Raw genomic sequence first — 22,547 nt, 5'->3', positions numbered from 1 at the left:
GCCAGGCGCGAGGAGGATACGTGGCCGAGCAGCGCAAGCACGCCACCCGACGGGCGGAGCTCATCTCCGCGACCAGGCGCGTCGCCGGGCGCAGCGGTCTCCTCGGCACGAACGTGCGCGCGGTCGCCGCGGAGGCCTCGGTCAGCGCGGGGAGCGTGCTGTACTACTTCTCCACCTTCGACGAGCTGATGTATGCGACCGTCGAGGGTGTCCTGGAGGAGATGTACGAGAGACGACGCGCACTCGCCGAGAACGAGCCCGACCCGGCGAAGCGTCTGGTCGCTCTCGTCACGGCCGGGATCCCGGACGAGATCAGCGACCATCTGCGCATGGCGTACGAGAGCATCCCCCTGCTGCGGGAGCAGCCTCAGTACCGTCCCCTGCACCGCTCCATCGTCGAACGGCAGGTCGCGCTCTACAGATCGACGATCGAGATCGGCACGGCGCTCGGCACCTTCCGCCCCACCGCCGACCTCACCGTGATCGCACGGAACATCGTCGCTCTCGAGGACGCGTACGACCTCTACCCGCTGATCGGCGTCGAGCTGGGAGCGCAGACGTACCGGTCGAACATCCTCTCCTACGCCCGCACTGCCCTCGACTGCGACTTCGGCGCCTGAGCCCCGCCGTCCGCTCGTCTGCCTTCGGCGATGTCGAGCACGGCGGCTGCTCCCTGTCAATGCCCGTGTGCCCGCACGCTCCGCACGGCACGCTGACGTCATGACGGAGATCACAGGACCCGAAGCCCTCGCCCGCATCGCCGAACTCGTGGAGGACATCGACATCACGATGCTCACCACGACCGACGACGACGGCAACCTCGTGAGTCGGCCGATGTCGACCAGGCAGATGGACGACGCGGGCGACATCTGGTTCTTCACCGCTGAGGACACCGAGAAGGTCCACAGGGCCCGAAAGCACCACGACGTGGGCCTCGCCTACTGCGATGCCAAGGGCATGCGATACGTGTCGGTCGCCGGCACCGCAGAAGTGGTGCACGACCGCGCCAAGATGGAGGAGCTCTACTCCGCGTCCCTGGAGATCTGGTTCGCGGACGGCCTCGACACCCCGGGCATCGCCCTCCTCAAGGTCACGCCGAAGGTCACCGAGTTCTGGGAGCCCTCGAAAGGCAGGCTCGCGCTCGCGGCGGGTGCCCTGAAGTCGCTCGTGACCCGGGACACCCCGGACCACGACACCATGAACCACGGCCGCATCGTCTGCTGACGATGCGGCCGTGAAGGCTCACTGTGGGGTCAGTGCGCGGCGGAGAGTCGCGGCACGACCTCGTCGACGGAGACGGCCTCGCGCTCCCCGGTGGCGCGGTCCCACAGCTCGACCTGGCCCTCTGCGGCCCCGCGACCGACGATGACGATCTTCGGCACACCGACGAGCTCGGCGTCTCCGAACTTCACTCCGGGCGAGACCTTCGGCCGGTCGTCGTAGAGCACGTCGAGCCCCGCGGCTTCGAGCTGAGCGGAGATCCCCTCCGCGACCTCGAACGCGACCTGGTCGCGGCCCGCGGCGACGACCTGCACGTCGAACGGCGCGACGGACGCCGGCCAGATGAGGCCCTTGTCGTCGTTGTTGAGCTCGGCGATGATCGCGAGGATACGGGTCACGCCGATGCCGTACGAGCCCATCGTGACGGTGACGAGCTTGCCGTTCTCGTTCAGCACCTTGAGGCCCAATGCCTCGGCGTACTTGCGTCCGAGCTGGAAGACGTGCCCGATCTCCATGCCGCGAGCGAGCTCGACCGGACCGGAGCCGTCGGGGGCGGGATCGCCTGCACGCACGTTCGCGATCTCCACGATGCCGTCGGCGGCGAAGTCGCGGCCGGCCACCACGGAGTGCGCGTGCTTCTCGTCGATGTTCGCGCCGGTGATCCAGCTCGTGCCCTCGCTCACGCGCGGATCGACGAGGTAACGGATGCCGGTGGCCGACTCCTCGCCGAGCACTGCTCCCGTCGGCGACCACGGACCGATGTAGCCCTTCACCAGCAGCGGGTTGTTCTCGAAGTCGTCCGCGGTGGCCGTCTCGACCTCGGCGGGCGCGAAGGCCACCTCGGCGCGCTTCTCATCGACCTCGCGGTCACCGGGGATGCCGACGATGACCAGTTCGCGGGTGCCATCGAGGTGCGTGAGGGCGAGGACGACGTTCTTGAGCGTGTCCGCAGCGGTGTACTCGCCGTCGAGTTCGCGGTTGGCGTGAGCCACCAGCGTGTCGATGGTCGGCGTGTCCGGGGAGTCGAAGATGACCGGGGACGCCTCGGCGTCGTAAGCGATGGCCTCTGGCACCGCCGTGGTGAAGGCCTCGACGTTCGCCGCGTACCCGCCCGCGCTCCGCACGAACGTGTCCTCCCCGACAGGCGTGGGGTGCAGGAACTCCTCGCTCCGGGAGCCGCCCATCGCGCCGGCGTCGGCCTGGACGATGACGTACTCGAGTCCGAGGCGCTGGAAGATGCGCTCGTACGCGTCGCGCTGCGCCTGGTAGCTGACGTCCAGGCCCTCGTCTGACGAGTCGAACGAGTACGCGTCCTTCATCGTGAACTCGCGTCCGCGGAGCAGACCCGCCCGCGGGCGTGCCTCATCGCGGTACTTGTCCTGGATCTGGAAGATCGTGAGGGGCAGGTCCTTGTACGAGGAGTAGAGGTCCTTCACGAGCAGCGTGAACGCCTCCTCGTGCGTGGGCGCGAGCAGGTAGTCGCCGCCCTTGCGGTCCTGCAGACGGAAGAGCAGGTCGCCGTACTCGTCCCAGCGCCCGGTGGCCTCGTAGGCCTCACGCGGCATGAGAGCGGGGAAATGCACCTCCTGCGCGCCGGCGGCTGCCATCTCCTCCCGGACGACGGTCTCGATCTTCGACTTGACGCGCAGCCCCAGTGGCAGCCACGCGAAGATGCCGGCGGCCTGCGGGCGGATGTATCCCGCCCGGATCAGCAGCCGATGGCTGGCGACCTCTGCGCCTGCAGGGTCTTCACGGAGCGTGCGGAGGAAGAAGTTCGAAAGACGAGTGACCACGGAGCAAGTCTAGTGAGCCGTGGTCACCCGTCTTCGACCGCGTCAGTTGAGAGCGGGGAGGTTCGCCGGGACGACGCCACCCGCGTAGAGGTCGGCCGCCAGCTCCTGCAGGGCCGTCAGAGCCACCCGCTGCGGAAGCGGGCCGTACGAGATGCGTGCGACGCCGAGCTTCTCGTACTCGGACGCGGCGAGGGCGCCGGGGATCCCGATGACGCTCACCTTGCGCTCGCCGATGCCCTCGACGAGCTGGCGGGTCACGTTCATGTCGAGGATGCCGGGGACGAAGACCGCCGTCGCGCCGGCATCGAGGTAGGCGCGACCACGCTGGATTGCATCGGCGATGCTCTCCTGCACGGAGCGACCGCCGGCGCGGACGAACGCATCGGTGCGGGCGTTGAGAGCGAAGGAGACGCCCTCCGACTGTGCGGCCTTCACGATCGCCTCCACCGCTGCGACGGACTCGTCGAGCGGCTTGAGGCGATCCTCGACGTTCCCACCGACGACGCCGACTCCGATCGCGAGGCGGGTGGTCTCTCCCGCATCCCCGTACCCGTCGTCGAGGTCTGCCGTGACGGGCACCGGGACGGCGGCCGCGATGCGACCCACCATGTCGATCATGATGTCGCGAGGCGTCGAGCCGTCCTCGTAGCCGAACGATGCGGCGATCCCGTGTCCGGCCGTCGCGATCGCCTTCGTCTCGGGAAGAGCGGCGACCGCTCGTGCGGAGACGACGTCCCACACGTTGACGACACGGAGGATCTCCGGTGCGTCGTAGAGTCCGACGAGGGTCTGGGCTTTGGCTGCAGTGATCATGACTCCACGCTAACGCGGGATGGCTTCGGCAGGGCCGGTTCACCCGCACCCGCGCCTAGTCTGGAACCATGCCTCAGCGCCGATCGCACGTCGCCCCGTCCGCCGCGCAGACCGAATTGGCATCGGCGCTCGCTGCTCTGCGCGAGTCGATGGATGCGCCCCTCGACTTCCCCGACGACGTCATCGCCGAGGCGGAGGCCGCGACCGCCGTGGTACCGGAGCTCGATCTTCGCGAGATCCCCTTCGCCACGCTCGATCCGGAGGGCTCCCGAGACCTCGACCAGGCCTTCCATCTCGAGCGCGCCGGAACGGGGTACACCGTCCGGTATGCGATCGCCGACGTCCCGGGGTTCGTCGTCCCCGGTGGAGCCGTGGACGTCGAGGCGCGCCGGCGAGGACAGACCCTGTACGCCGCCGACGGCACGATCCCGCTCCACCCGCGCGTGTTGAGCGAGGATCGCGCCTCGCTGCTCCCCGACGTCGACCGTCCGGCGCTCGTCTGGACCTTCGAGCTCGACCCCGCGGGCATCGTCTCGGACTTCCGTCTGCAACGCGCCCTGATCCGCTCGCGCGCGCAGCTCGACTACGGGACCACCCAGGATGCGCTCGACCGCGGAGAGGACGGGCCCGCCGCGCTGCTGCCCGAGATCGGTGCTCTGCGGCTCGAGCAGGAGCGACTGCGCGGCGGGGCGAGCCTGAACCTGCCGGACGAGGAGGTGGTGCGCGGAGACGACGGCACCTACGCGATCGAACGTCGACGCCCGCTTCCCGTCGAGGAATGGAACGCCCAGCTCTCGCTCATGACGGGGATGGCCGCTGCCACGCTGATGCTCGACGCCGGAGTGGGCATCCTGCGGACGATGCCGGAACCGGATGGAGCGGCCTTCGACACGTTCCGACACCAGACCGAAGCTCTCGGCCGCCCGTGGACCTCCGGCGCGTACGGGGACTATCTCCGGGCCCTGGACCGTACCGACCCGTTGACCCTCCCGGTGCTGGAAGCCGCGTCGTCGCTCTTCCGTGGCGCCGGGTATCTGGTGTTCGACGGCCAGGCGCCGGACGATGCCGTGCAGGCGGCGATCGGCGCCCCTTACGCGCACGCGACCGCTCCCCTGCGCCGCCTGGTCGATCGCTGGGTCCTCGCGATCTGCCTCGCGGTGTCGAACGGCGAGCCGATACCCGCGTGGATCCGCTCCTCGCTCGCACAGCTTCCCGCGCTGATGCAGGAGTCGGGACAACGGGCGTCGCGGCTGAACGCGGCCACCGTCAACAGCGTGGAAGCCGCGCTCCTCACGCCTCTGATCGGCTCGACGGTCGATGCCACCGTGATCGAGCTGCGCGGAGAGCGCGCTGCCGTCCAACTCACCGAGCCGGTGGTCACGGCGACCGCGCCGATTCCCTCAGAGGCACGACCGGGCGACGTCGTCCGGCTTCGCATCATCAGTGCCGATATCGGCACGGGAGAGGTCGAGTTCGCTCTCTGACTCGGTGACAGCAGCGTCCGACGCGGGAGCGCCGTCCGCTGACGTCAGCGCGCGGGAGCCGCCACGGTCGTCATGACCAGCAGCTGAGGATCGCTCAGGTCCAGGCTCACGACGATGGAGGCGAACTCCGAGAGCGACTCCGCGTGCGTGCCCCCGCAGAGGATCACGGCCTCTCCTTCCGGGAGATCGCAGTGCCAGCGCCGCCGATCGACGATCGTGGGCCCTTCCGTCACGATGCTGCTCACAGCACCTGAGGCGACCCATGCCGCGAGCTGCTCATTGATCCGTCGCTCGCGCTCGGACAGGGTCGTGGCGAAGGTCTCGGTATCGAAGCCGGCCCGGCGCAGGCTCTTCCCGAGCCGGTACTCGTCGACAGCGCCATCTTCGTGGATGCGGCTGGACTGGTTGGCGCGACCCTCGAAGTCGGGGTTGCCGAGAGCGTCCTCCCCCGGTTCCTTGCGCCAGAGATCGGCGAGGGCCAGATCGAGCGCCAGCGAGGCGACATGGCATGCGGTGTGCCCGCGGCTGAGTCCGGCACGACGAGCGGCGTCGACGGTCAGGTCGGCTCGAGCGCCCTCCGTGAAGGATGCCGGGGCGGCCCCCTCGATCAGGTGTCCGACGAGCCAGGTCCAGCCCTCAGCACCGCGCTTGACGGGGATCGCGCTTCCCACCGCGAACTCCCCCTCGTCCGAGATCGCGGCCATGACGGCTTCGACCACTCGGACGGTGTCGTCGCCGACGGCGATGCTCCCTGTGTCACCCGGCTGGTCGGGCCAGGTGTGGTCGACCGGGTGGAAGGGCGTCTCGTCGACCACGACGATCGTGCCCTCGGGCGTCTGCTCCACGCGGGCGATGACCCCGTCTCCGGTCACGGTCCCTGTCGGGAAGGTCACGATGGTGGGCGTCGACATGGTTCTCCTCGGATACGACGTCGGGGTCTCGAGATGGCGGCGCGTTCGACGCCCGCGGACCTCGGTCAGATCGGTCAGTGGGACGGCGGAATGGTGAAGCTGGCGAGCTTGTCTCCGTCGACCACGAAGATGCCGTCGGATTCGCCGTTGAAGACCCGACTCGCCCAGCCGAAGCGGATGCGCGTGGTGTCTCCCTCGGTCGTGGCCGAGAGCACGGTCATACGCGCGCCGGCGCCGATCGCATCGCTGCCCGCCCATGCGCGGACCCCGTCGGGACCGGCCTTGACCGTGCCCCAGTCGCTGACGAACCCGTCGGCCGTGAAAACGGCGACGAACGCATCCGTGTCCGCGGCGTTGATCGCGTCGATCATCGCCCTGACGGGAACAGGGAGGGCGGAATCCGACATCTCGTGCTCCTCGCCGCTCAGACCGTGACGACCTGGGCGGTGCCGAGCGGCGCCTCTGGGCCCATCTCGGCGGCGATCCGGTTGGCCTCTTCGATGAGAGTGGCGACGATGTCCGCCTCCGGCACGGTCTTGATGACCTCGCCCTTCACGAAGATCTGGCCCTTGCCGTTGCCCGAAGCCACGCCGAGATCGGCCTCGCGAGCCTCACCTGGACCGTTGACGACGCAGCCCATCACCGCGACCCGCAGGGGAACGGTCATGTCCTTGAGGCCTTCGGTGACGTTCTCGGCGAGCGTGTACACGTCGACCTGTGCGCGACCGCACGAGGGGCATGAGACGATCTCGAGCTTGCGCTCTCGGAGGTTGAGCGACTGCAGGATCTGGTGGCCGACCTTGACCTCTTCCGCCGGCGGTGCGGAGAGAGATACCCGGATCGTGTCGCCGATCCCCTCGCCGAGGAGGATGCCGAAGGCGGTGGCGCTCTTGATCGTTCCCTGGAAAGCGGGTCCGGCCTCGGTCACTCCGAGGTGCAGCGGCCAGTCGCCCCGCTCCGCCAGCTGACGGTACGCCTTCACCATCACGATGGGGTCGTTGTGCTTGACCGAGATCTTGAAGTCGTGAAAGTCGTGCTCCTCGAACAGCGATGCCTCCCAGACGGCACTCTCCACGAGGGCCTCAGCGGTGGCCTTGCCGTATTTCGCCAGGATCCTGCGGTCCAGCGAGCCGGCGTTAACACCGATTCGCAGGGAGACACCGGCGGCCTTGGCGGCCTCCGCGATCTTCCCGACATTGCCGTCGAACTCGCGGATGTTGCCGGGGTTCACTCGCACCGCACCGCACCCGGCATCGATGGCCGTGTAGATGTAGCGCGGCTGGAAGTGGATGTCAGCGATCACCGGGATCTGGCTCTTCATCGCGATGATCTTCAGCGCATCGGCGTCATCCTGGTGCGGTACCGCGACACGCACGATCTCGCAACCCGACGCGGTGAGCTCGGCGATCTGCTGGAGCGTCCCGTTGATGTCCGTCGTCTTCGTGGTGGTCATCGACTGCACGCTGACGGGAGCGTCGCCGCCCACGAGAACCTTGCCCACCTTGATCTGCCGTGACTTACGGCGCGGGGCGAGGACTTCGGGGATCTTCGGCATTCCGAGGTTCACTGCTGGCACCCCTCAAGACTACGCCGCCAGGATGCATGTGGGCTGGACGGACGCACCTACCCTGGAACCATGGCAGTCATCCTCCTCACCGGCTTCGAACCGTTCGACGGCGCCGAGCGCAATCCGTCGGCGGATGCGGTGAACGCGGTGGCGGTCGACTACGAGGGACCGCACGAGCTCGTCATCGCGACTCTTCCTGTCGCATTCGAGTCATCCGCCCAGCGGCTTCGCGCCCTCATCGCCCGACACGCACCGGACGTCGTCGTCTGCACCGGGCTCGCCGGCGGAAGCGCCCACGTCGCGGTGGAGCGCATCGGCGTGAATCTGATGGACGCGCGCATCCCCGACAACGACGGCGCCCAGCCGATCGACGTTCCCAGCGAGGCGGGCGGTCCCGAAGCGCGATTCTCGACACTTCCCGTCAAGCATCTGGTGCGGGTCATCGACGCGGCGGGCATCCCTGCCCGGTCCTCGCTGTCCGCCGGCAGCTACGTCTGCAATCACGTGTTGTACACCGCGCTGGGGGCGGTGCGCCCCGACGCCGTCGCCGGGTTCGTGCATCTTCCCTGGTCGACGGGGACCGCGCCGTCCGGCTCTCCTCATCTGAGCGAGGAGCAGCTGGCTCGCGCCGTGCGCCTGGTCGTCGATCACGCCCTCGATGCCGAGACGAAGGAGCCGGGCGGCAGCATCTGGTGACGTCATGCCGCGCGGGTCATCGCGGCCGATGTGGTAGTTTCGGCCCCATGCTCGCGAACTTCACCTGGTGGCCCGCCTTCTAGGCGGTGTGTTCGCGTTCCCACGAATTCAGACCGCCCCCGGGGCGGTCTTTTCGTTGCGCCGAGCCGGAGCACAGCACAGGAGATACTCATGACCCTCTCGCGACTCGCCGAGCTCCGCGCCGATCCGACCGCGTCCTTCGTCCTCATCGCCCGCGATGGAGCCGACACCGTCGAGCTGCTCAGCGGCGACGTGCGGGATGTCGACCTGCTCGCCGACATCCCCCTCGCCGTCGACGGCACGCCTCGTGAGGTGTTCGCGATGGTCCCCTACCGCCAGGTTCGCGAGCGCGGCTTCGTCGCCCAGGACGACGCCGCACCGCTGCGGTGCGTGGTCGTCGACGAGCACCTGCACCTTCCGACCGCCGAGCTCCTCTCCGCGCTGCCGAGTGAGCCGGTCGCCTTGCACGACGAGGGCTTCGACATCGCCGACGCAGAGTATGCGGCGATCGTCGAGAACGTCATCGCGGACGAGATCGGCCGCGGAGAGGGCGCGAACTTCGTCATCCGCAGGGACTTCACCGCGAATGTCGACGTCGATGACCGGACGGCGGCCCTGACCTGGTTCCGTGCGCTGCTCACACACGAGCGCGGTGCGTACTGGACCTTCGCGGTCTTCACCCCCGGTCACATCGCCGTCGGCGCCAGTCCCGAAGCGCATGTGGTCGCCCAGGGCGGCATCGTCACCATGAACCCGATCTCCGGAACCTTCCGTCACCCGGCGGGTGGGGCGACGAAGGAGACGCTGGTCGACTTCCTCGCCTCCACGAAGGAGACCGAGGAGCTGTTCATGGTCGTGGACGAGGAGCTCAAGATGATGAGCGCCGTCTGCTCCGATGGAGGACGGATCACCGGTCCGCACCTCAAGGAGATGTCGCGGCTCACGCACACGGAATACATGCTCCGCGGACGCAGCACGCTCGACCCCCGCGACATCCTGCGCGAGACCATGTTCGCTCCCACGGTCACCGGCTCGCCCATGCAGAACGCCTGCGCTGTGATCCGTCGTCACGAGCAGAAGCCGCGAGGCTACTACTCGGGTGTCGCGGCGCTGTTCTCCCCGAACGCGGACGGCGGCCATGACCTGGACGCCCCCATCCTCATCCGCACCGTGTATCTCCAGGACGGCGCGCTCAGCGTGCCTGTCGGAGCCACGCTGGTCCGACACTCGGACCCCATGGGCGAGGTGTCCGAGACGCACGGCAAGGCCGCGGGTGTGCTCGGTGCCATCGGGGCGATCGACCGCGATCATGTGGCCGAAGCTCGCAGCGATGCGGACGCTCCCGGTGACGCGCACGCCCTCGCCGACGACCCGACCGTTGCCGAGCTGCTGGAATCACGAAACGCGCGCCTGGCCGAGTTCTGGCTCAACCCGCAGGGCGAGGACTTCACCGGTCCGTTCGCCGGACGCTCCGCCGTCGTCGTCGACGCGGAGGACCGCTTCACCACCATGCTCGCGCACCAGCTCCGTCATCTCGGACTCGCCGTGAAGATCGTGCCCTGGAATGACGCACAGGATGCCGACCTGGATGCCGCCGACCTGGTCGTCGCCGGCCCCGGCCCCGGTGACCCGCGGGATGCGCAGAGCGCCCGCATCGCCAGGATGCGCGACGTCGTCACCCGTCGCCTCGACTCCGGCATGCCGCTGCTCGCCGTGTGCTTGAGCCACCAGATCCTCGCCGACCGCCTCGGCATCGCCCTGACTCCTCTCGACGCACCGCACCAGGGGCTGCAGAAGTCGGTCCCGGTGTTCGGCGAAGACGCATCGATCGGCTTCTACAACACCTTCACCGCGCGTGTCGCCCCGGGCACGAGCGCGGTCGGCGACGCCGAAGTGTCCGCAGACGCGGATTCGGGCGATATCTACGCGCTCCGAGGAGACCGTTTCGCCTCCGTGCAGGGGCATCTCGAGTCGATCCTCTCGCGAGACGGCATCCGGACGCTCGAACGCCTCGTGACCCACGCCCTCGCCTGAGGCTGACGGTCGCGGGCTGTCCGCTGCCAGCGTGTCGGCACTGTCGGCATGTCCGCCGCGGCAAGGCCGAGGTCCAACGCGCCGGGAAGAGACACCCCGAAGGAATCAGCCGAGCAGGTTCACCGGGTTGAAGAGGTCGGCGACCAGGAGCAGGGCACCCATCGCGATCAGGGCCACGGCGACCACCACGGTGAGCGGTACGAGCTTGGTCGCGTCGACGGGTGCCGGCGGGGGTCGACGGAAGAGCTTGGCCCATGCGCGCTTGATCCCGTCCCACAGCGCGACCACGATGTGGCCGCCGTCGAGCGGGAGCAGCGGGATCAGGTTGAACACGAACAGCGCGATGTTCAGCGAGCCCAGCAGCCCGAGCAGGAACGCGAAGCGGTTGAGGATCGGCGCATCGGTCGCGGCGACCTCGCCGGCGAGGCGACCGACGCCGACCACGCTCAGCGGGCCGTTCGGATCGCGTTCACCGCCGGTCACGAGGGACACGCCGACATCCCAGAGACGCACAGGGAGCGTGACGATCATCGATGCGACGCGCGCCGTGCTGTCCGCAGCCATCTCCGGCCCCGCGGTCAACGGCTGCTGCACGTATCCCATCTGCGCACCCATGCCGACGTAGCCGACCTCCTTGACCACGGGCTTGCCTGTGTCGTCCAGGATCGGCTGGCCACTCGCATCCGTGATCGTGCGTTCCGCGGCGATCGGCGTGAGATTCAGCGACTTCTCGGCTCCGTCGCGCCGCACGACCATGTCGATCGTCTCACCCGGGGACGCCTGCACGATCACGGTGGCCTCGGCGAAGGTCGACACCGGCTTCCCGTCGACCGACACGATCACGTCGCCCGGTCTGATGCCGGCTTCCGCTGCCGGAGACGCGGGATCATCCGGCGTGCACTCGGTCGCTGTGGAACCCGCCGGGACCACGCACTCGGTCACCGAAGCGATCGTGGTCGTCCCCTGCTGCACACCGATGCCGGACAGCAGCACGGTGAAGATCACCGTCGCGAGCACGAGATTCATGGCGGGCCCGCCGAGCATGACGACGACGCGCTTCCACACCGGCAGCCGGTAGAAGACGCGGTCTTCGGCGCCTTCTGCGATGGTCTCGTCGTTGGCACTGCGAGCATCTTGGATCAAAGAGCGGAAGACGCCCGACGCCGGACCGGAGTTCTTCGATGCCGGATACATGCCCGACATCGAGATGAAGCCCCCCAGAGGCAGCAGCTTGAAACCGTACTCGGTCTCGCCGATGCGCTTGGACCACAGCCGCGGCCCGAAGCCGATCATGTACTGGCCGACGCGCACGCCGAAGAGCTTCGCGGGGACGAGGTGCCCGACCTCATGCAGGCCGATCGACAGCCCGAGGCCGATCAGCATGAAGAGGATGCCGGCCAGATAGAGCAGGAATTCCACGTGCCAACGTTAGTGCCCCCAGCTAGGAATCCGCCCGGCGCTGCGGCGCGACTAGGCTGTCAGCGTGAATGCCCGGCAGCTGCGACTCGTGCGTGCTGCCGCCGTCTCCTCCGTGGCGACACTGCTCGCGGCGCTGTCCCACACGCTCGGGGGCGGTGCGGCTCCGCATGTGCTGCTGATCGTCGCGGTCACGAGTCTGATCACCCCGCTCGCGGCTCTCCTGGTCGGAGTCCGACAGTCACGCGCCAGGGTGGCGCTCGCCGTGTTCCTCGGGCAGGCCGCCTTCCACGTCGTGTTCCAGGTGCTGGGCTCGCCCACCGTGGCGGCGCCGATCGCCGACGGTGGACACGCCCATCACCTCGACCTCTCCCTCCTCGCATCGCCGTCCCCTGCTGCGGCCCCCGGCGCGCTCATGCTCTCGGCGCACCTCGTCGCGGCTGTGCTGACCACGCTGCTGGTGTGGCACGGCGAGGCGATCGTCCGGGTGGTCGCGCGCTGGGTCGATGCCCTCCTCCGACGTGCGTCCGCAGTGGTGCCCGCGCTGCACCGCCGTCCGGCGCGTCTGCGCTCGATGGTCTTCTCGCCGTTCGACGCCGCGGTCTCGTCCGCTCTGCCGCGACGCGGACCCCCTGCTCTCCTGCGCGACTGATCCGTCGCACTCGAACACGCCACCCGGACACGCGTGGCATCCCTTTCGCGGAGACGCGCCACCGGCGTGCCCGCACATCGATCAGGAGATCTCATGACCCGCAACACCCGTACCCACCGTCTGCGCCTCGCCACCACCGGCCTCGTCGGCGGCCTTGCCCTTGCCGTCACCGCACCCCTCATGGCCGGAGCGCACGTCGGGGTCAGCCCCGACGAGCTCGCCGCCGGGGACCACGGCGTCCTCACGTTCTCGTTCTCGCACGGCTGTGAGAACTCGCCGACGACCGCGCTGCGCATCACGATGCCAGAGGGTCTCGCGTCCGTCTCACCGACCATGGACTCCGACTGGGACATCCAGGTCGAACGGGGCGACGACGGTCTCGTCAGCGCTGTCACCTACACCGCGGTCGCGCCCGTTCCCACGGATCTCCGCGGCGCAGTGAGCATGGGCGTCGGACTGGATAAGGACACACCGGACACTCTGGCGTTCCCCGTCGTGCAGACGTGCGTCGAGGGTGCCACCGAGTGGACGCAGCTCGCCGAGAACGGCGAAGATCCGCACAGCCTCGATGCGCCGGCGCCGGTCGTCTCGGTGACCGCTGCCGCAGCGGACGGACACGGTGAGCACGCCGGATCCGATGCCGCGGCGGAGGCCTCGAGCCCGGCCACGGCGTCCGACCCCCTGGGCGTGGCGCTCGGAGCCGGAGGGCTGCTTGCCGGCTTCGCCGGACTGGTCGTCGCGATCGTCGCCTACCGCCGTCGCGCCTGACCGTGGGAGCGGCCTCTCGTGCTCCGGGATCCGGCACGCGAGAGGCCGCTCGCGAGGGGTTCTCACCCCGGTCATGAGATCATTGATGCGCCATGTCGATTGAACAACAACCGAGCCTGCCTCCCGTGCTCCGCCCCGCGAACCCGCCCCGGCGTGAGCTGTCCGAACTCGCCTCCCGCTTCGCCCGCACCGTCCGCGGCGATGTCGACGGCGTGGCCCTCACCGGCATCACCCTCGCCACCGCGGACCTGCGCCCCGGCGAGGCGTTCGTCGCGATCCAGGGCGTCAACCGGCACGGCGCGGACTTCGCCGCGACCGCCGCCGAGAAGGGCGCCGTCGCCGTCATCACCGACGAGGCCGGAGCGGTCATCGCGGAGTCCGCCGGCCTCCCGATCCTCGTGGTCGACGATCCTCGCGCGGTCCTCGGCAACCTCAGCGCCTGGGTCTACGGCACCGGCGCGGACGATCCGCTTCCTCTGCTGTTCGCGACGACCGGGACCAACGGGAAGACCAGCGTCTCCCACCTGCTCGAGGGCATCCTCGACCAGATCGGCGTCGTCACCGGACTCTCCTCCACTGCGGAGCGCCACATCGCCGGCGAGGTCATCGTGTCGCGCCTGACCACCCCCGAGGCCTCCGAGATGCATGCACTGCTCGCTCTCATGCGGGAGCGAGCGGTCGAGGCCGTCGCCGTCGAGGTCAGCGCGCAGGCTCTCTCCCGTCACCGCGTCGACGGCATCCTGTTCGATGTCGCCGGATTCACCAACCTCAGCCACGACCATCTCGACGACTACGCGGACATGGAGGAGTACTTCGAGGCGAAGCTGCCGCTCTTCCGTCCCGACCGCGCCAAGCGGGGCGTCATCTGCCTCGACTCGCCGTCGGGAGCGATCGTCGTCGAACGTTCCGAGATCCCCGTCGTCACGGTGGGCACTCCATCGATCGCCGCCGACCCCGAGGCCGCCCGCGCCGCGGACTGGGTCGTCGTCATCGACGACGAGCGTGCGGCCGGAACCACGTTCACGATGACCGGTCCGGCCGGCTCCCTCACGACGACGGTCCCGGTGATCGGTCCGCACATGGCCGCCAATGCGGCTCTGGCGATCGTGATGCTCCTCGAGGGCGGCTATGCCTGGGATCGCATCACCGAGGCCCTGACCCGCGACGGCGGCATCCGCGCCTATCTGCCAGGACGCACGCAACTGGTCTCCGGCGACACGGGCCCCGCGGTCTTCGTCGACTTCGGCCACTCCCCCGACGCGTTCGAGAAGACGCTCGCCGCCGTCCGCCGCGTGACTCCCGGCAAGGTGCTGATGCTGTTCGGCGCCGATGGCGACCGGGACGCGAGCAAGCGGTTCGACATGGCGCGCACAGCCGTGGAGGGCAGCGACATCCTCGTCGTCACCGACCACCACCCCCGCTTCGAGGACCCCGCATCCATCCGGGCCACTCTCATCGACGGTGCGCGCCGCGCGCGACCGGACGCTGAGATCCATGAGGCCTCACCGCCGGAGAACGCCATCGTCACCGCCGTCGGCCTGGTCGGCGACGGCGACGCCATACTCTGGGCGGGACCGGGACATCAGGACTACCGCGACATCCGCGGTGTCCGCACTCCCTACTCCGCACGCGAGCTCGCCCGTCGTGCGCTCCGCGCGGCCGGGTGGCCCGTTCCCGACTCCCGCTGGCCCGTCCCCTACCCCGACGAAGACTGATCGGGATCACCGGGGCGCACCCGCGCTCCGGTGCCGGCGTGCAGGACGATGCGACGAGGATGCCCCCGCGGTCAGGCCGCAGCGATCATCCGGTCCGCCGTCGCGCGCGCCCAGGCCTCCGCCTCGGCGAGCGTCTCGACGGTGAGCACATCGGGCGCGTCATGCGCGTCGACGACGCGGGCGATGGTGTCGACGATCCCGAGGAACGGGAGCCGGCCCTCGTGGAAGGCGTCGACAGCCTGTTCGTTCGCCGCGTTGTAGACCGCGGGGAACGTGCCGCCGGCGCGTCCGACCGACTTCGCGAGAGCGACGGACGGGAAGGCCTCGCCGTCGAGCGGTTCGAACGTCCATGAGGTCGCAGCGGACCAGTCGAGCGGTCGCCCTACGCCTCCGACGCGGTGCGGCCAGTCCAGACCGAGGGAGATGGGCAGACGCATGTCGGGCGGTGAGGCCTGTGCGATAGTGGACCCGTCGATGAACTCCACCATCGAGTGCACGATCGACTGCGGGTGGACCACGACCTCGATGTCGTCGTAGGCGATGTCGAAGAGCAGATGCGCCTCGATCACCTCGAGCCCCTTGTTCACCAGGGTCGCGGAGTTCGTCGTGACCATGCGTCCCATGTCCCATGTCGGATGCGCGAGCGCCTCCGACGGAGTCACCTGGGTCAGCTCGCCACGGCTGCGTCCTCGGAACGGGCCGCCGGACGCGGTGACGACGAGACGGCGCACTTCGGCATGAGTGCCCGCGAGCAGAGCCTGCGCGAGGGCCGAGTGCTCGGAGTCCACCGGGACGATCTGTCCGGGGGCAGCGGCGGCGAGCACCAGGTCGCCACCAACGATGAGGGATTCCTTGTTCGCGAGGGCGAGAGTGCGGCCCGCCTTCAAGGCGGCGAGCGTCGGCCCGAGTCCGATCGAGCCCGTGATGGCGTTGAGCACCACATCGGCTTCGACGTCACGGACGAGCTGCTCCGCCTCGACAGCACCGAGAGCGGTGGATTCGATCTGGAACTGCGCGGCCTGCGCCTCCAGCAACTCGGCGTTGGAACCAGCGGCGAGACCGACCAGCTCGAAGCGACGAGGATTAGCACGGATCACATCCAGTGCCTGGGTGCCGATGGAGCCGGTGGAGCCGAGGACGATGACGCGACGCATACCGCCAGCCTAGGTCACGCCCGCGGCTCCGCACCGGCTACTGCTGAGCCTGAACCGGTGTCGTCGCGAGGATGTCGACGACGAACACGAGGCTCTCCTTCTGCAGTTCGTGTCCCTCGCTCGCGCCGTACCCGTCGGAGGGCGGCATGACGACGACGACCTGCGAGCCGACCTTCTGGCCCTCGAGGGCCTTCTGGAAGCCCGCGACGACGCCCGTGGTCTGGAACTGCGTCGGAGCGGCATCGCGGCTCCAGCTGGAGTCGAACTCCTTGCCGTCGGACCACTTCACGCCCAGGTACTGCACGACGACGAGATCGCCCGCGCCCACGGTCGCGCCATCGCCCTGCTTGAGGACGGCGACCTTCGTCTCGGTCGGCGCGTCGCCGTCCGGGATCGTGACGGTCGGAGCGCCCTTGTCGTCGAGCTTCACCGTCGGCATGCCGGGTGTCGGGTCGACCGGTGTGCCCGTGGCCACCTCCGGCAGCTTCTCGACCGCCTCCGCATAGACGACCTTGTTCGTGCCGCCGTCACCGAAGACCTTGCCGGGCAGCGCGAGCACCACCTGTGTGCCGAGCGGCTGGCACTCGAGCGCGGCGATGAAGAGCGACGCGCTGTTCTGGTCGAGGAGGACGGAGGCCTCGCCGCCTTCGTTCCGGGCGGAGGAGTCGACCACCTCGCCGGTCGCGGCATCCACGATCTGGAACTTCACGCCGACGAGATCGTTCGCGAGCACCTCATCCCCATCGCCCTTGGCCACGATGGTCCGTTCCACGTCAGCGAAGGCGGCATCGGCGGGGACGGTGATCTTCGCGTCAAGACCTTCGCCATCGACCGTCACCGCATCCGACGTCTCTCCGGGCTGCGCGTTCAGCAGACACCCGCTCGACGCGGACGGCGAAGGGGTGCCCGAACTCTCGGGCGCACCGCCACCGGCACAGCCGGCCAGCAGGAGGGTCGCCGCAGCGACAGTGGACAGGACGAGGAGCGGACGCTTACGCACAGTGAGACCTCAGGATCGCGGGCGGGAATCTCCATCCTGCCTCATACCCCTTTGCCCGCGCTGGGAGGCGCGGCGCAAGTCTTCATTCCCACGCCGGCATGGATCCGGGAGTAATCTGCTCTGATGACCTCTGAGCAGTCCGTCGAGCCCGAAGCCTCGTCAGAAGAGGAATCCTCACCCGAGACGACTGCGAAGCCCCGTCACGCCGGGTTCGCCTACACCCTGGGGCGGAGCCTCATCACCCCGCTCGCTCGTCTGGTCTATCGGCCGCGGATCGAGGGGCGAGAGAACGTGCCGCTCGAAGGCCCCGTGATCTTCGCGAGCAACCACCTCTCGTTCATCGACTCGATAGCCATCCCGGTGGCCGCGCCCCGCCCCGTGCACTTCCTGGCGAAGTCGGCGTACTTCGAGGGCACCGGCTTCAAGGGCTGGATGAGCAAGACCTTCTTCGAGTCGATCGGCGCGATCCCCGTGCGCCGGGGAGCGGGACAGGCCGCGCTCGATGCCCTCGACCTTCAGCGCCAGCTCCTCGATGAGGGCCTGGCCGTCGCCCTGTACCCCGAGGGCACCCGCTCCACCGACGGCCGTCTGTACAAGGGCCGCACCGGAGTCGCGTTCCTCGCGTTGCAGACGGGCGCTCCGGTGGTCCCGGTCGGACTCATCGGCACCGACAAGGTGATGCCGGTCGGAGCGAAGATGCCGACCCTCAAGGAGCGCATCACGGTGCGCTTCGGCGAGCCGCTCGACCTCTCGCCGCACGGCCCGGCCACCAGCGGGCGCGCTCGGCGCCTCGCGACCGACCAGATCATGGCCGCGATCCACGGCCTCTCCGGCCAGGAGCTCGCGGGTGCGTACAACGAGGCTCCCGCGCAGGGAACCATCGAGAAGATCAAGCAGGCTCTTCCGCACGAGCGTCGCTGACCGCCCCGTCGTCGCGATCGCGGCGCGGCTCAGGAGAGAGCGCTGACCCGCGCCTCGTGACGCACGGGGAAGTTCATCGAATTCGCGATGAAACACCATTCGTTCGCCTGGGTGTGGGCGCGTTCCGCAGCCTCGATCATCGACTCCTCGGCGACGACGACCTCAGGATGCAGCATCACCTCGACGAACGATCCTCCGCCCGCTCCGTCCTCGCGCATCATTCCTGTCGCCCGGTCGCGATAGGACACCACCACGACGCCGGCCGTGACACACGCGTGGAGGTAAGACAGCAGGTGACACTCGGAGAGCGACGCGAGCAGCAGGTCCTCCGGATTCCAGCGTGACGCGTCGCCGCGGAAGGGCTTGTCCGCGGAGGCGAGGAGATCGGGCTTGCCCTCGATCTCGATCGTCACATCGCGTCGGTAGTCGCGGTATCCCGTTGTCCCGGTAGCGGTGTTGCCGGTCCAGGTCGATGTGAGCGCATAGCGGTGTTCGCCGAGAGTGCGAGGACTGGTCTCTGCCATGCGACCAGTCTGTCAGGCTCGTCCGACGCGACGCGAGCAGCCTCGCACGCCGAGCTAGAGTTGACGGGTGCTGGAGACTCTCACCGTTCAGGATTCCGTGGAACTCGCCGTCGTCGAGCGGAGCGGATTCGTCGAATCCCGCCACGCCGGCGCGGCCGTCGTCCTCTCCCCCGACGGCGACATCGTCGCCCGACACGGCAACGCCGACGCCCTGATCCTGCCGCGTTCGAGCCTCAAGCCGCTGCAGGCGATCGCCTGCGTCACGGCGGGCGCCGTCCTCGAGGGCGAACAGCTCGCGCTCTCGACGGCGAGCCATGTCGGCACCGATCGGCATGCGTCCGTGGTGCGCGACATCCTCACAGAGGGCGGACTGACAGAGGACGACCTGGGCTGCCCCGCGTCGTGGCCGAGCGACTCCTCGACGCGCGATGAACTCGTGCGCGAGCACGGTGAGCCCACGCGCGTGCGCATGAACTGCTCGGGCAAGCACGCCGCGATGCTCCGCGCCTGTGTCGCGACCGGCTGGCCCACCGACGGCTACCTCGACCCCGCCCACCCGTTGCAGCAGCACATCAGGGACGTCGTCGAGCGCCTCACGGGTGAGAAGATCGCGCACACCGCGATCGACGGGTGCGGCGCGCCCGTACATGCGACGACCCTGACCGGTCTCGCACGCGCGATCCATCGGATCGGAACGGCGTCCGACCGCTCGCCGTTCGCCCTGCATCGCGTCGCCGGTTCCCTGGTTCGCGCTGTACGGGAGAACCCGTGGACGATCGAGGGCCCGGGTCGCCCTGACACCATCGCGACGGAGAAGCTGGGCGTGTTCACGAAGCACGGCGCCGAGGGCGTCATGGTCATGGTCGCCCCTAACGGGACGACGGTGGCTCTGAAGATGCTCGACGGCGCGACTCGTGCCTCGACGATCGTGGCCGCCACCCTCCTGGCGCGCGCGGGCGGTCTGACCGATGCGGATGTGGCCGCCCTCGGCGAGGCTCTCCCCCTCACTGTGCTCGGCGGCGGCGCCGACGTCGGTGCCATCCGCCCTGGCGCGGGCATCTGACCGGGAGCCCCACCTCCGACCTCCCAGAGCTCCTCACGGCGACAGCTCGGCCACGTGCACTCTTCGTGGCAGCTCAGCCCCGATCACGGACCACGCTCGACCCGCATGCGGACGGGCGTACGGGGGCAACTCGCGGGCGCCGATCAACTGGCGGAGATCAGCCGGACGCTCGCAGCGGATGAGGACCTCGCCCAGGGATCGCACCCGTTGCCAGAGTGTCCAGTTCCGCTGCCAAGCCTCCGCATCGCCCACCACGACGCACGGCCGATCGGTCTCCGCCGGCTCCGCCCCCGGTTCCCTCACCTCGCAGTCCGGATGCGCGCGACGCAGACGGGCGATGACCTCCTGAGCCCCGGCGGTGACGATCGCTGTGAGCGCGGACGTCGGCCGCCACACCGCTGCCGTCTGGTCCGTGGGCCGATGGGACTCCGTTTCGTCGGCCCACGCCAGCTGAACCTCCTGATCGCCGATCCTCGCGCGCCCCGGAGCACGATCACGAAGGAATCCGGACGGCTCGCCTCCTGCCGCCAGATGCTCCAGCTTCGTCGACATACGCAGCAGCGCGCGACGCGGCAGGAGATCGAGCATACGTCCCCAGGCGCCGCTCGCCCTGGCCGCGGTCACCACGAAGGTCGTGCCGTGGGCCGTGCGAAGCACCTGCTCCCAGCGCTGGACGAGCTGATGGCCGTACTCCGGCGGCAGGCTCCCCACCAGCACATCGACATCGTCGCAGAGAACCACGGTCGGAGGTCGCCGGGTGCCGTCCGCCCATGCGGAGAGCAGATCCCACGCCTCCTCGGCATCGCCGGACATCCATGAGGTGTTATCGCACTGGGCTGCCACAGTCCTCAGCAGTGTGGTTCGGCCGGAACCGGGCCCGCCCAGAACCGCGATCCCCCGTTCGCGCCCGCATTGCAGGAGAACCGGAGGTTGCGCCTGCCGGTCGGGGTCGTCAGCGCGTCCGATGACCACGGTGTTGGACCCCACGCCGGCCTCGCCGAGGAGCTCACCGAGTGGGAGAAGCGAGGGCAACGACGGCAGCCAGGGACTGGACGGCTGACCTCCTGCCGCCCATCGCTTCGCCACCTCTCGGAGGTCGGATGCCTCCGTCAGGGCGACCCGCAGAGCGAGGGCCTCCTGGTCCGTCGGTCTCCGCACCAGAGCAAGCCCCCGTGATCCCGGGTCCCCGGGGAGCGCTGCTGCCGCCTCGCTGCCGAGCATCAGCCGGCTGTCGGCAGCGTCGCTCACGCGGAGGCTGATGCGAAGGGGGCAGTTCGCCGCCAGGGCATCTCTGACCACACCGGAAGCTCGCTGCGTGCCGAGGATCAGATGCATGCCGAGCGCACGGCCACGGGCGGCGATATCGGTGAAGACCGCGCCCAGGTCGGCGTGCTCCGCGAGCAGCGCTGCGAACTCGTCGACGACGATCACCAGCCTCGGTATCGAGACCTCCCGCACATCGCGAGCCCCCGCCGCCGCGAGCAGTGCCTCCCGTCGGCGGAGCTCCGCCGTGAGGCTGGAGACGCCACGTCGTGCCCCCGCGTCATCGAGATCCGTGATGACGGCGACGACATGCCGAAGTGCACGCAGCGGCTCGAACGCGGTGCCACCCTTGAAGTCCGCGAGGACGAAGGTCACCCGGTCCGGCCCGTGTACCGATGCCATCGCGGCGACCCAGCTCACGAGCAGTTCACTCTTCCCCGTCCCCGTCATGCCGGTCACGAGCGCGTGAGGACCGTCGTCGACGATGTCGACCACGATGCTCCCCCGCTCGCCCCGGCCGATCGCCGCCGCCAGCCGTTCCACCTCGTGCGGTTGTTCGAGTTCGTGAAGCGCCACCGAATCGGGAGGCGCGCCTGCCTCGTCACCCCGGTGCGCGATCTCGCTGGACAGCACTTCGGCCTGCCTCGACGAGAGGAACTCGACGGCGACGGCTGTCGTCCCGCTCGCCGTACGCAGCGTTGCGAGCCCCGGCTCCACGATGTCGATCACCGCCGTGACACCCTCCGGCACCTCCCCACCGGGAGCGGCTGTGCAGATCAGCGCGTCCGCGTCCGGTCTCTCCCCGGCGCAGGGCCCGACCCCCAGCCGGAACGCCCTGCGACGAGTCCGTCGTGCATGGGGCAGGCCGCCGAGTCCCCAGCCGACGAGATCGACCTCGAGGAGGTCGACGCCACCTGTCGGAACGAGCGAGAACTGCGCGGACCCGAAGCGTAGACACAGCTGCAGGATCAGAGCTCGCGCGGCGGCGGCCGTCAGCGGACCCGCTCCTCTGAGACAGATCCCTCCCCCCAGTGGCACGACGACGGGCGAGGCGTCGATGACACGGCATCGTTCGCGGAAGGCTCGTCCGCGCTCATCTTCGCCCCCGGTGCAACGGACCTCGCTCGCTGTCGGGCCCGAGCCGACGACGACCCAGGTCTCCTCATCGACGGGTTGCGTTCCTCGAAGCGGGGATCGCACGATGCAGGTCGCGGTGTCAGGGCGGCGCTGCCACAGCGCCCTGCGCTCCTCGCTGTGGCGGCGGACCAGCTCGGCCTCCGCCGTGGCCCACCCCTCCTCGATCTTCTGCTCTCCGCGTCGCCGTTCCCGACGCCGGAGGCGAGCCGCGTCCACCAGCGATGCCCCGATCATCAGGGGCCCCAGTGCCGCGAAGCACAGAGCCAGGAGCGAGCCCGAGATCGACCACAGCACCACGCCGGCGGCGATCGGCACGATGGCGGCCAGGAACGGCACAGGAGCGCGGTGATGTGGTGCCTGCGCGGACGGCAAGGCGATCGGGAGGGAATCCATG

Annotated in this window: 20 protein-coding genes; 10 read left to right on the top strand and 10 right to left on the bottom strand. The window is 69.2% G+C overall.

Annotation, left to right across the window (positions count from 1 at the left end; all coding sequences use genetic code 11):
* Positions 1–20 precede the first annotated feature (20 nt).
* Both AAY78_RS10520 and AAY78_RS10515 read left to right on the top strand, forming a co-directional pair.
* Positions 21–620, top strand: a complete 600-nt coding sequence (locus tag AAY78_RS10520; protein ID WP_046748263.1) for a TetR family transcriptional regulator — start codon at positions 21–23, stop codon at positions 618–620.
* Between the two features lie 100 nt (positions 621–720).
* Entirely contained in the window at positions 721–1,224 is a 504-nt protein-coding gene (locus AAY78_RS10515; protein WP_046748464.1) for a pyridoxamine 5'-phosphate oxidase family protein, read from the top strand.
* 29 nt (positions 1,225–1,253) lie between these two features.
* Here the strand turns inward: AAY78_RS10515 and AAY78_RS10510 are convergent, their stop codons facing one another.
* Both AAY78_RS10510 and AAY78_RS10505 read right to left on the bottom strand, forming a co-directional pair.
* On the bottom strand, positions 1,254–3,014 hold the full coding sequence (locus AAY78_RS10510) for a proline--tRNA ligase (RefSeq protein WP_046748262.1): 1,761 nt from the start codon (positions 3,012–3,014) through the stop codon (positions 1,254–1,256).
* A 42-nt stretch (positions 3,015–3,056) separates the two neighbouring features.
* Positions 3,057–3,827: an isocitrate lyase/PEP mutase family protein gene (locus AAY78_RS10505; RefSeq protein WP_046748261.1), complete on the bottom strand. Its 771-nt coding sequence runs from the start codon at positions 3,825–3,827 to the stop codon at positions 3,057–3,059.
* A 68-nt stretch (positions 3,828–3,895) separates the two neighbouring features.
* Here AAY78_RS10505 and AAY78_RS10500 point away from each other — a divergent pair, with 68 nt between their 5' ends.
* The gene (locus AAY78_RS10500; protein WP_046748260.1) at positions 3,896–5,311 is read left to right on the top strand and encodes an RNB domain-containing ribonuclease; all 1,416 of its coding nucleotides are present in this window, start codon (positions 3,896–3,898) and stop codon (positions 5,309–5,311) included.
* Positions 5,312–5,355: 44 nt separating this feature from the next.
* Here AAY78_RS10500 and AAY78_RS10495 read toward each other — a convergent pair whose 3' ends face one another.
* The 3 genes from AAY78_RS10495 to ispG all read right to left on the bottom strand — a co-directional run bounded on the left by AAY78_RS10495 (position 5,356) and on the right by ispG (position 7,777).
* A complete protein-coding gene (locus tag AAY78_RS10495; RefSeq protein WP_046748259.1) occupies positions 5,356–6,222 on the bottom strand; it encodes a hypothetical protein in 867 nt (288 codons plus the stop codon).
* 74 nt (positions 6,223–6,296) lie between these two features.
* Entirely contained in the window at positions 6,297–6,629 is a 333-nt protein-coding gene (locus AAY78_RS10490) for a nuclear transport factor 2 family protein (protein WP_046748258.1), read from the bottom strand.
* A 17-nt stretch (positions 6,630–6,646) separates the two neighbouring features.
* Positions 6,647–7,777 (bottom strand): flavodoxin-dependent (E)-4-hydroxy-3-methylbut-2-enyl-diphosphate synthase, encoded by a 1,131-nt coding sequence (gene ispG, locus AAY78_RS10485; RefSeq protein WP_045265366.1) that lies wholly within the window; start codon positions 7,775–7,777, stop codon positions 6,647–6,649.
* 81 nt (positions 7,778–7,858) lie between these two features.
* Here ispG and AAY78_RS10480 point away from each other — a divergent pair, with 81 nt between their 5' ends.
* Together AAY78_RS10480 and AAY78_RS10475 are read left to right on the top strand one after the other, a co-directional pair.
* Complete coding sequence (locus tag AAY78_RS10480; RefSeq protein WP_046748257.1) at positions 7,859–8,485, top strand: pyroglutamyl-peptidase I family protein; 627 nt, start codon at positions 7,859–7,861, stop codon at positions 8,483–8,485.
* A 171-nt stretch (positions 8,486–8,656) separates the two neighbouring features.
* Complete coding sequence (locus tag AAY78_RS10475; RefSeq protein ID WP_046748256.1) at positions 8,657–10,540, top strand: chorismate-binding protein; 1,884 nt, start codon at positions 8,657–8,659, stop codon at positions 10,538–10,540.
* A 105-nt stretch (positions 10,541–10,645) separates the two neighbouring features.
* Here the strand turns inward: AAY78_RS10475 and AAY78_RS10470 are convergent, their stop codons facing one another.
* On the bottom strand, positions 10,646–11,959 hold the full coding sequence (locus AAY78_RS10470) for a M50 family metallopeptidase (protein ID WP_156172641.1): 1,314 nt from the start codon (positions 11,957–11,959) through the stop codon (positions 10,646–10,648).
* A gap of 64 nt (positions 11,960–12,023) precedes the next feature.
* Here AAY78_RS10470 and AAY78_RS10465 point away from each other — a divergent pair, with 64 nt between their 5' ends.
* From AAY78_RS10465 to AAY78_RS10455, 3 genes are all read left to right on the top strand, one after another.
* Positions 12,024–12,608 carry a hypothetical protein gene (locus AAY78_RS10465; protein WP_052748738.1) on the top strand — a complete coding sequence of 195 codons (585 nt, stop codon included), beginning with the start codon at positions 12,024–12,026 and terminating at the stop codon, positions 12,606–12,608.
* A gap of 93 nt (positions 12,609–12,701) precedes the next feature.
* Positions 12,702–13,376, top strand: coding sequence for a YcnI family copper-binding membrane protein (locus AAY78_RS10460; protein WP_046748255.1), 675 nt, complete (start codon positions 12,702–12,704; stop codon positions 13,374–13,376).
* Positions 13,377–13,468: 92 nt separating this feature from the next.
* Positions 13,469–15,091, top strand: a complete 1,623-nt coding sequence (locus AAY78_RS10455; protein WP_046748254.1) for a Mur ligase family protein — start codon at positions 13,469–13,471, stop codon at positions 15,089–15,091.
* Positions 15,092–15,162: 71 nt separating this feature from the next.
* Here AAY78_RS10455 and dxr read toward each other — a convergent pair whose 3' ends face one another.
* Both dxr and AAY78_RS10445 read right to left on the bottom strand, forming a co-directional pair.
* Positions 15,163–16,245: a 1-deoxy-D-xylulose-5-phosphate reductoisomerase gene (gene dxr, locus AAY78_RS10450; protein ID WP_046748253.1), complete on the bottom strand. Its 1,083-nt coding sequence runs from the start codon at positions 16,243–16,245 to the stop codon at positions 15,163–15,165.
* 37 nt (positions 16,246–16,282) lie between these two features.
* Positions 16,283–17,245: an FKBP-type peptidyl-prolyl cis-trans isomerase gene (locus AAY78_RS10445; protein ID WP_046748252.1), complete on the bottom strand. Its 963-nt coding sequence runs from the start codon at positions 17,243–17,245 to the stop codon at positions 16,283–16,285.
* A 123-nt stretch (positions 17,246–17,368) separates the two neighbouring features.
* Between AAY78_RS10445 and AAY78_RS10440 the strand changes: the two genes are divergently transcribed.
* Positions 17,369–18,166 carry a lysophospholipid acyltransferase family protein gene (locus tag AAY78_RS10440; RefSeq protein ID WP_046748251.1) on the top strand — a complete coding sequence of 266 codons (798 nt, stop codon included), beginning with the start codon at positions 17,369–17,371 and terminating at the stop codon, positions 18,164–18,166.
* A 29-nt stretch (positions 18,167–18,195) separates the two neighbouring features.
* Here the strand turns inward: AAY78_RS10440 and AAY78_RS10435 are convergent, their stop codons facing one another.
* A complete protein-coding gene (locus AAY78_RS10435; protein WP_046748250.1) occupies positions 18,196–18,690 on the bottom strand; it encodes an OsmC family protein in 495 nt (164 codons plus the stop codon).
* A 67-nt stretch (positions 18,691–18,757) separates the two neighbouring features.
* Between AAY78_RS10435 and AAY78_RS10430 the strand changes: the two genes are divergently transcribed.
* Positions 18,758–19,753 carry an asparaginase gene (locus tag AAY78_RS10430; protein WP_046748249.1) on the top strand — a complete coding sequence of 332 codons (996 nt, stop codon included), beginning with the start codon at positions 18,758–18,760 and terminating at the stop codon, positions 19,751–19,753.
* Between the two features lie 33 nt (positions 19,754–19,786).
* On the opposite strand, the gene AAY78_RS10425 is transcribed toward AAY78_RS10430, so the two are convergent.
* A complete protein-coding gene (locus tag AAY78_RS10425; RefSeq protein WP_046748248.1) occupies positions 19,787–22,546 on the bottom strand; it encodes an FtsK/SpoIIIE domain-containing protein in 2,760 nt (919 codons plus the stop codon).
* Position 22,547: the final 1 nt, after the last annotated feature.

The sequence above is a fragment of the Microbacterium sp. Ag1 genome (assembly GCF_001005635.1).
Lineage (GTDB): Bacteria > Actinomycetota > Actinomycetes > Actinomycetales > Microbacteriaceae > Microbacterium > Microbacterium oxydans.
Note: the sequence above shows the minus strand (reverse complement) of the source record. Positions and strands in the feature narration are given on the sequence as shown.

What these genes read in the sequence shown, in the direction of transcription:
- AAY78_RS10515 (WP_046748464.1), top strand. Translation starts at nt 721, where the DNA reads ATGACGGAGATCACAGGACCCGAAGCCCTCGCCCGCATCGCCGAACTC.
- AAY78_RS10505 (WP_046748261.1), bottom strand. Translation starts at nt 3,827, where the DNA reads ATGATCACTGCAGCCAAAGCCCAGACCCTCGTCGGACTCTACGACGCA.
- AAY78_RS10500 (WP_046748260.1), top strand. Translation starts at nt 3,896, where the DNA reads ATGCCTCAGCGCCGATCGCACGTCGCCCCGTCCGCCGCGCAGACCGAA.
- AAY78_RS10495 (WP_046748259.1), bottom strand. Translation starts at nt 6,222, where the DNA reads ATGTCGACGCCCACCATCGTGACCTTCCCGACAGGGACCGTGACCGGA.
- AAY78_RS10490 (WP_046748258.1), bottom strand. Translation starts at nt 6,629, where the DNA reads ATGTCGGATTCCGCCCTCCCTGTTCCCGTCAGGGCGATGATCGACGCG.
- ispG (WP_045265366.1), bottom strand. Translation starts at nt 7,777, where the DNA reads ATGCCGAAGATCCCCGAAGTCCTCGCCCCGCGCCGTAAGTCACGGCAG.
- AAY78_RS10480 (WP_046748257.1), top strand. Translation starts at nt 7,859, where the DNA reads ATGGCAGTCATCCTCCTCACCGGCTTCGAACCGTTCGACGGCGCCGAG.
- AAY78_RS10475 (WP_046748256.1), top strand. Translation starts at nt 8,657, where the DNA reads ATGACCCTCTCGCGACTCGCCGAGCTCCGCGCCGATCCGACCGCGTCC.
- AAY78_RS10460 (WP_046748255.1), top strand. Translation starts at nt 12,702, where the DNA reads ATGACCCGCAACACCCGTACCCACCGTCTGCGCCTCGCCACCACCGGC.
- AAY78_RS10455 (WP_046748254.1), top strand. Translation starts at nt 13,469, where the DNA reads ATGTCGATTGAACAACAACCGAGCCTGCCTCCCGTGCTCCGCCCCGCG.
- dxr (WP_046748253.1), bottom strand. Translation starts at nt 16,245, where the DNA reads ATGCGTCGCGTCATCGTCCTCGGCTCCACCGGCTCCATCGGCACCCAG.
- AAY78_RS10440 (WP_046748251.1), top strand. Translation starts at nt 17,369, where the DNA reads ATGACCTCTGAGCAGTCCGTCGAGCCCGAAGCCTCGTCAGAAGAGGAA.
- AAY78_RS10435 (WP_046748250.1), bottom strand. Translation starts at nt 18,690, where the DNA reads ATGGCAGAGACCAGTCCTCGCACTCTCGGCGAACACCGCTATGCGCTC.
- AAY78_RS10425 (WP_046748248.1), bottom strand. Translation starts at nt 22,546, where the DNA reads ATGGATTCCCTCCCGATCGCCTTGCCGTCCGCGCAGGCACCACATCAC.